The following is a 6000-nucleotide window of genomic DNA, read 5'->3' on the forward strand; positions in this document are numbered from 1 at the left end:
CATGATAAAAAACGCCAACATTCACTTTAACCACCAAGGCACACCTGTTGCCAATGACTTCGATGATATTTATTATTCTGACGATAATGGCTTAGCTGAATCTTATTATGTGTTTTATCAGCAAAACAATATAGATACACGGTTACAAAGCCATGACCAAGCACATTTTGTTATAGCCGAAACCGGTTTTGGCACTGGCCTTAACTTTTTAAATACATGCCAGCACTTTACTGACCACCTTGCACGCCAACAAGTTCAAAAGCAACTAAACTATGGTGTAAAGCGACTACACTTTATTGCCTTTGAAAAACACCCATTAAGTGTAAGCGACTTAAGCAAAATATTAACAGCATGGCCTGAACTTAATTTATTAAGTGAGCAACTTATCAGCCAGTATCCCATTAATTTAGCAGGCTGCCATCGACTTGAATTTAATAATGGGACAATCGTGCTCGATTTATATTTTGGTGATGCACTGGAATCGATTAAAACAATGAGCTATCCGCGCTCAGGTATAGTAGATGCTTGGTTTTTAGATGGTTTTGCACCGAGTAAAAACCCTGACATGTGGCAGCAAAGCCTGTTTAATGCCATGGTTAACATTTCAAAAGTAGGAGCCACCCTTGCTACCTTTACCGCTGCCGGCTTTGTTCGTCGTGGGTTAAGTGATGCAGGCTTTACCATGCAAAAAGTTAAAGGATTTGCGCACAAACGTAGCATGCTAATTGGCACATTAAAACACACTAACGATACGCAATCGGCGCCAAGTTATTTTAATCACGATGTAAGCCCGCTTAGTAATGTGGCGGTAATTGGTGGTGGTATTGCCAGCAGCTGTATTTTATACAGCCTAGCTAAGCGAGGTATTAGCAGCCAATTATTTTGCCAAGATGCTGCACCCGCTATGGGGGCATCGCACAACGTGCAAGGGGCGGTATACCCTCATTTACAAGCAAAAAACTCCCCACACAGCGAGTTATTTGCGCATAGCTTTTTATATGCCAAACGGCTTTATAAACAGTTACTCAATGATGGCTTTAGTTTTGATCATAGCTGGTGCGGTGTATTGCAGCATGCAGTAAAACAGCCACTCGTTGATCGCCATGAAAATTTAGCCCAGCAGCAATTATGGCCACAAACATTAATGCGTAACGTAACCGCAGAGCAAGGAGATACTATAGCCGGAGTTACTACTGGTTATTCTGGCGTATATTTTGAACAAGGTGGCTGGGTAAACCCACCACAACTAGTTAATGCTATGTTGAGCGCCGCCCATTGTTTGGCGCCTTATAAAAGTACTTTTAACTGCCATATAGAACAGTTAAAAAAAACCAGCAACGGCTGGCTACTTTTTAGTAACGGCAAACAGTTTGGCCCCTTTAGCGATGTAATTATATGTGCAGGTGAGCACAGCGATGCATTTGCACAAACTAAAGCACTACCAATCGTTGGTGTACGCGGGCAAGTATCGCATGTGCAGGCAAGTGAGCAGTCAACTAAACTAAAAACAGTGCTGTGCCATAAAGGCTATTTTACACCCGCTTATTTAGATCATCATTGCATGGGGGCAACGTTTGAAAAAAACACCAAAAGCCGACAAGTAACTGAGCAAGACAACCTTAGTAATCGCGAGCAATTACTCAACTTTTACGGCCACTGTAATTTTGCAACTAGCTTAGGCAATATAACCGCAGCAAAAGCCGCAGTGCGTTGTAGTTTTATTGATCACTTACCTATGGCAGGAGAGTGGGTAGAGCAAAGCGATTACCTAACTGCCTTTGCTAATTTACGTTTAGGTAAACGCTATCAGTACCAAGCCCTAAGTAAAAAACAACAAGGGCTACATATTTTCACCGGCTTTGGTGCACGTGCTTTATGCAGTGCGCCACTTTGCAGTGAACACTTAATTAGCAGTTTAAACAACGAGCCGCGCCCGCTCAGCGAGCGTGTAAGCCAAGCTATTCACCCTGCTCGTTTTATAGTGCGTGATTTAATTCGTAATAAAATTTAATCAGTTAGCTATACTTGAAAGGTATACCAACGAGTCACGATCTACTGTAAGCTGAAATAGCAAACAAATTTAGGAGTTAATGATGAGTAAAACCTTAATTATTGGCGCAAGCGGGCAAATTGGTAAAATGACTACCGAGTTATTACTCCAGCATGAGCATAATGTAATCGCTTTAGTGCGCAATAAAAATAAACTAAGTGATTTAAATAGCGTACATTTAACTATTATCGAACAAGATTTAGAAAGCGATTTTAGTGACGTAGTAAAAGACTGTGAGCAAGTTATATTTGTTGCTGGCTCAGGCGGCGGTACAGGTGCTGATAAAACCTTATTAATTGATCTGTGGGCTGCTACTAAGGCAATTAACTTTTCAAAAGAGCACGGTGTTAAACACTTTATTATGGTGAGCTCGTTAGGTGCTGACGATCCTGATGCAATTCAAAGTGATCTAAAACCTTACCTAGTAGCTAAACACATGGCAGACAGATACCTAATAAATAGCGGCCTTAGTTATACCATTGTACGACCGGGTGCATTAACCAACGAAGCTGCATCAATGCTTATTAGCACAACACGACCAAGCGATCGTTCAAATGCAAAAATAAGCCGAGAAAACGTTGCTCATGTTTTATTTAACATTGCGCAAAACCAATGTAATAGCAGTTGTATTTTTGAGCTTTTTGATGGCGACAGCCCTATTAAAGCTGCGGTAAAATAATCTGCTTATAGCAATATTTCACTTATGCCTTGCCAAGCCAATTGGCAAGCCATAAGTGTTAATATAACCTTAAAAATAGCTTTAAAACGTGCTGTAGGCATACGTTTAAGTAAATAAATACCTAACCAGGTGCCTAGCGCACCACTGGCAATCATACCTATCACCAATGGCAACCATTGCCAAAAGTTAAACCCAATAACAGTATAAACAAACGCCTTTAACACATGCTGTAGGGTCATAATGCTAGAAAACGTTGCAGTGAACTTTAATTTGTCATAATTATTAATATGCAAATAACTCGCTACTAGCGGTCCACTTGCGCCAACAAACATAGAAATAAATGCCGTTATTAAACCCGCAACTAAACGCCCCAGCTTTGAGTCGTTTTTAAATTTAGGCGTTTTACCCCATAATAAATAAACCACAAATACCGCAACCGCCAACTTCATACCATCTAACTGAATATCATTAACTACAGTGCTAGAAATGCCAGCGCCAACCAACCCACCAAGCGTAAAGTAAATAAACATACTTTTATCTATATGTTTAATGCTCAACACTAGTCTATTTGCATTCGATCCTAATTGTACTAAGCCATGCACTGGCACCACGACCGTCATTGGCATAATTGATGCCATAACAACTAATAACATCAGCCCGCCACCGGCACCAAACGCGGCAGATACAAACGATGTAAAACCTGCAAGTACAATAAGTAACAGCGCTATACAGGGAGTAATAAACTCTGTAGCCAATAAATCCATATTTATGCTCTAGGGTGAATAACACCTTATATTGAGGCTTATTTTAGTGATTTTGTATAACCATTAGGTATAACATGCATAGTTTAAATTGCGTTCAAAAAATATAAGCATTGTGTAAAGCCACAGCACATTAAAGCTCAGCATTAAGTTTAAAATATGCTTACAACAATTAATTATAGATTCAATTTTAAAGTTAATAACCCGCTATAAATTAGCCCAAACACGTAACGAATAAAAATGAACTGTCCCTTTATCTATTCAACTTTTAACAATTACACCCAACTTTGTTTGTTGTAAAAAAATACAACCACATTAAAACTAATGAATAAGAATTACTTTATGGCTGTGTTTGCTGCAAAATAGTATACAAACTTAAAATATGCATCTTGATCGGTAACCGGTATATGCTAAGCTCCTGCCCTCAAAATTAAACTTTGCCTGTTTTTTATTAATGATTTGCTAAGTTGCAAGGTACTGCTTTTGCTTATGGCGCTCTAAAGTTTTGAACTGCTAATCTGTTGATTACCTCTTCACGGTCAAACTTTGGTTCATGTGCAAACAAAAATATACCGTATTAAAAAGGTTAAATGCGCTTATGAATATTGAAATTTCTATTATAGAAACCTTGTTAGTTTCTTTGTTAATACTTTTTGCAGGCTATTATCTCAATAGCAAAATTGCTTTTCTTAAAGACAACAACATTCCTGAACCCGTTGTGGGTGGTATTGCCTTTTCTATTATTGCGGCCATTCTGCACGTTTACTTTGATATTAACTTTCAATTCGATATGACTTTTAAAACCCCATTAATGACCATGTTTTTTACCACTGTTGGTTTGGGTGCGAGTTTTAGCTTATTAATTAAAGGTGGCCCTAAAGTCGCGCTGTTTTTGGGCGTCGCAACAATTTATTTATTGGTGCAAAATGCCTTAGGTATATCTATTGCGGTAGCAACCGGTATGGAGCCTTTAATGGGCTTAATTGGCGGCTCTGTAACACTCTCTGGTGGCCATGGTAGTGGTGCTACGTACGCTGATTTATTTATTAATGAATATGGTATGCAAAGTAGCGTATTTGAACTGGCAATGGCAGCCGCTACGCTTGGGCTTATTCTTGGTGGCTTAGTTGGCGGCCCTGTCAGCAGACGCCTCATTAATAAATATAACTTAAAAGCAGACACTTCATACCATGAAGAGCGCGATGACACAGTTACCTTCGATCCAGATGATCACGACCTAGTAACACCGCGTAAAATGATGGAAACCTTGTTTGTTATATTATTATGTATGTACTTAGGCCGCATGGGCTACGACGCATTAAAAGCAATTGACGTTATTTTACCAGCATTTTTAATCCCATTATTATTTGGTGTTTTTATTACTAACCTTACTGAATTTTCTAAAATTTATAAGGTAAGCCGCGCCTGTATAGACTTATGGGGCACTATGGCGCTATCAATGTTTTTAGCCATGGCTTTAATGTCGTTAAAAATATGGGAACTGCTGAGTTTAGCCGGCCCAATGATATTTATGATTTTAGTACAAGCCGTTATGCTAATGCTGTTTGCTTACTTTATTACCTTTAGAGTAATGGGTAAAAACTACAACGCCGCAATAATAGCGGGCGGTCATTGTGGTTTTGGTTTAGGCGCAACCCCTACCGCAGTAGCAAATATGGAATCTTTAGTATCTCGTTACGGCCCCTCACCACAGGCATTTTTAGTAGTACCTTTAGTCGGCGCATTCTTCATTGATATTACCAACGCACTCATTATACAGCTGTATTTAAGCTTTCCTTTTGTTAGCGGTTAATAGCCGCACTTAAGCTATTGTAGTAAACATTAAGCCAGCCTTAGCGCTGGCTTAATGTTTACTTCGTATCTACTTACTGCTTTATCTCATCGCTAAGCAGCAACCTTACAAACGTATCAAATCTCAACTTACTTTCAATAATCTAAAGCAATACAAGTTTAGTATTATTTACTAAGGTAGATCCCCCCATAAAAGCCCTTCACAGCCTGCTACAGCGCTTTATAAGAAGTTATCTATCGTTGTGGTTAAACCTTGTTAAAATCTCTTACAAGCTATTGGTTTTTTGAGCATTAGGTATTAAGTTGCCAATAACCCGTTTTTTAGCGCCAATTCGCTTCACCAGCCCAGCTTCTTTTAAAACCTTAATCCGCCTTTAGATGGCGCTCAACGACGTTTCGCTAGCGACAACTAACTGTGCGTTTGTAATATGAGGATCGTTGCTAATAAGGTTGATTATTAATTTATCTACATCAGACAATTTTAAACTCTCAGTTACTCCCCTCATTTAAACCTTCATTTTTTAAAAGCTTAGCTTCGGTTACTGCATCAACACTCAATAAAGAGCGCTACCGGCTTGGTGGGTACTTTGGCGAGTAGCTTAATGGGTCTGTGATCTTAATTAACCTGAATCTCGTTTAAGAAAATTGAACTAAATGCCTGTTCCGAGATCCGATCTTTCGACCAAGAACGATTGGAT

4 protein-coding genes are annotated in these 6000 nt (G+C 39.1%); 3 read left to right on the top strand and 1 reads right to left on the bottom strand.

The window, feature by feature from the left end:
• Position 1: 1 nt before the first annotated feature.
• Positions 2 to 2011: a bifunctional tRNA (5-methylaminomethyl-2-thiouridine)(34)-methyltransferase MnmD/FAD-dependent 5-carboxymethylaminomethyl-2-thiouridine(34) oxidoreductase MnmC gene (gene mnmC, locus HC000_RS14590; RefSeq protein ID WP_179808020.1), complete on the top strand. Its 2010-nt coding sequence runs from the start codon at positions 2 to 4 to the stop codon at positions 2009 to 2011.
• An 82-nt stretch (positions 2012 to 2093) separates the two neighbouring features.
• Entirely contained in the window at positions 2094 to 2729 is a 636-nt protein-coding gene (locus HC000_RS14595; protein WP_011328740.1) for an NAD(P)-binding oxidoreductase, read from the top strand.
• Between the two features lie 5 nt (positions 2730 to 2734).
• Here HC000_RS14595 and HC000_RS14600 read toward each other — a convergent pair whose 3' ends face one another.
• Positions 2735 to 3493, bottom strand: a complete 759-nt coding sequence (locus HC000_RS14600) for a sulfite exporter TauE/SafE family protein (RefSeq protein ID WP_179808021.1) — start codon at positions 3491 to 3493, stop codon at positions 2735 to 2737.
• A 595-nt stretch (positions 3494 to 4088) separates the two neighbouring features.
• Here HC000_RS14600 and gltS point away from each other — a divergent pair.
• Positions 4089 to 5303: a sodium/glutamate symporter gene (gltS, locus tag HC000_RS14605; RefSeq protein WP_011328742.1), complete on the top strand. Its 1215-nt coding sequence runs from the start codon at positions 4089 to 4091 to the stop codon at positions 5301 to 5303.
• Positions 5304 to 6000: the final 697 nt, after the last annotated feature.

The sequence above is a fragment of the Pseudoalteromonas sp. MIP2626 genome (assembly GCF_013414205.1).
In the GTDB taxonomy this organism is placed as follows: Bacteria; Pseudomonadota; Gammaproteobacteria; order Enterobacterales; family Alteromonadaceae; genus Pseudoalteromonas; species Pseudoalteromonas nigrifaciens.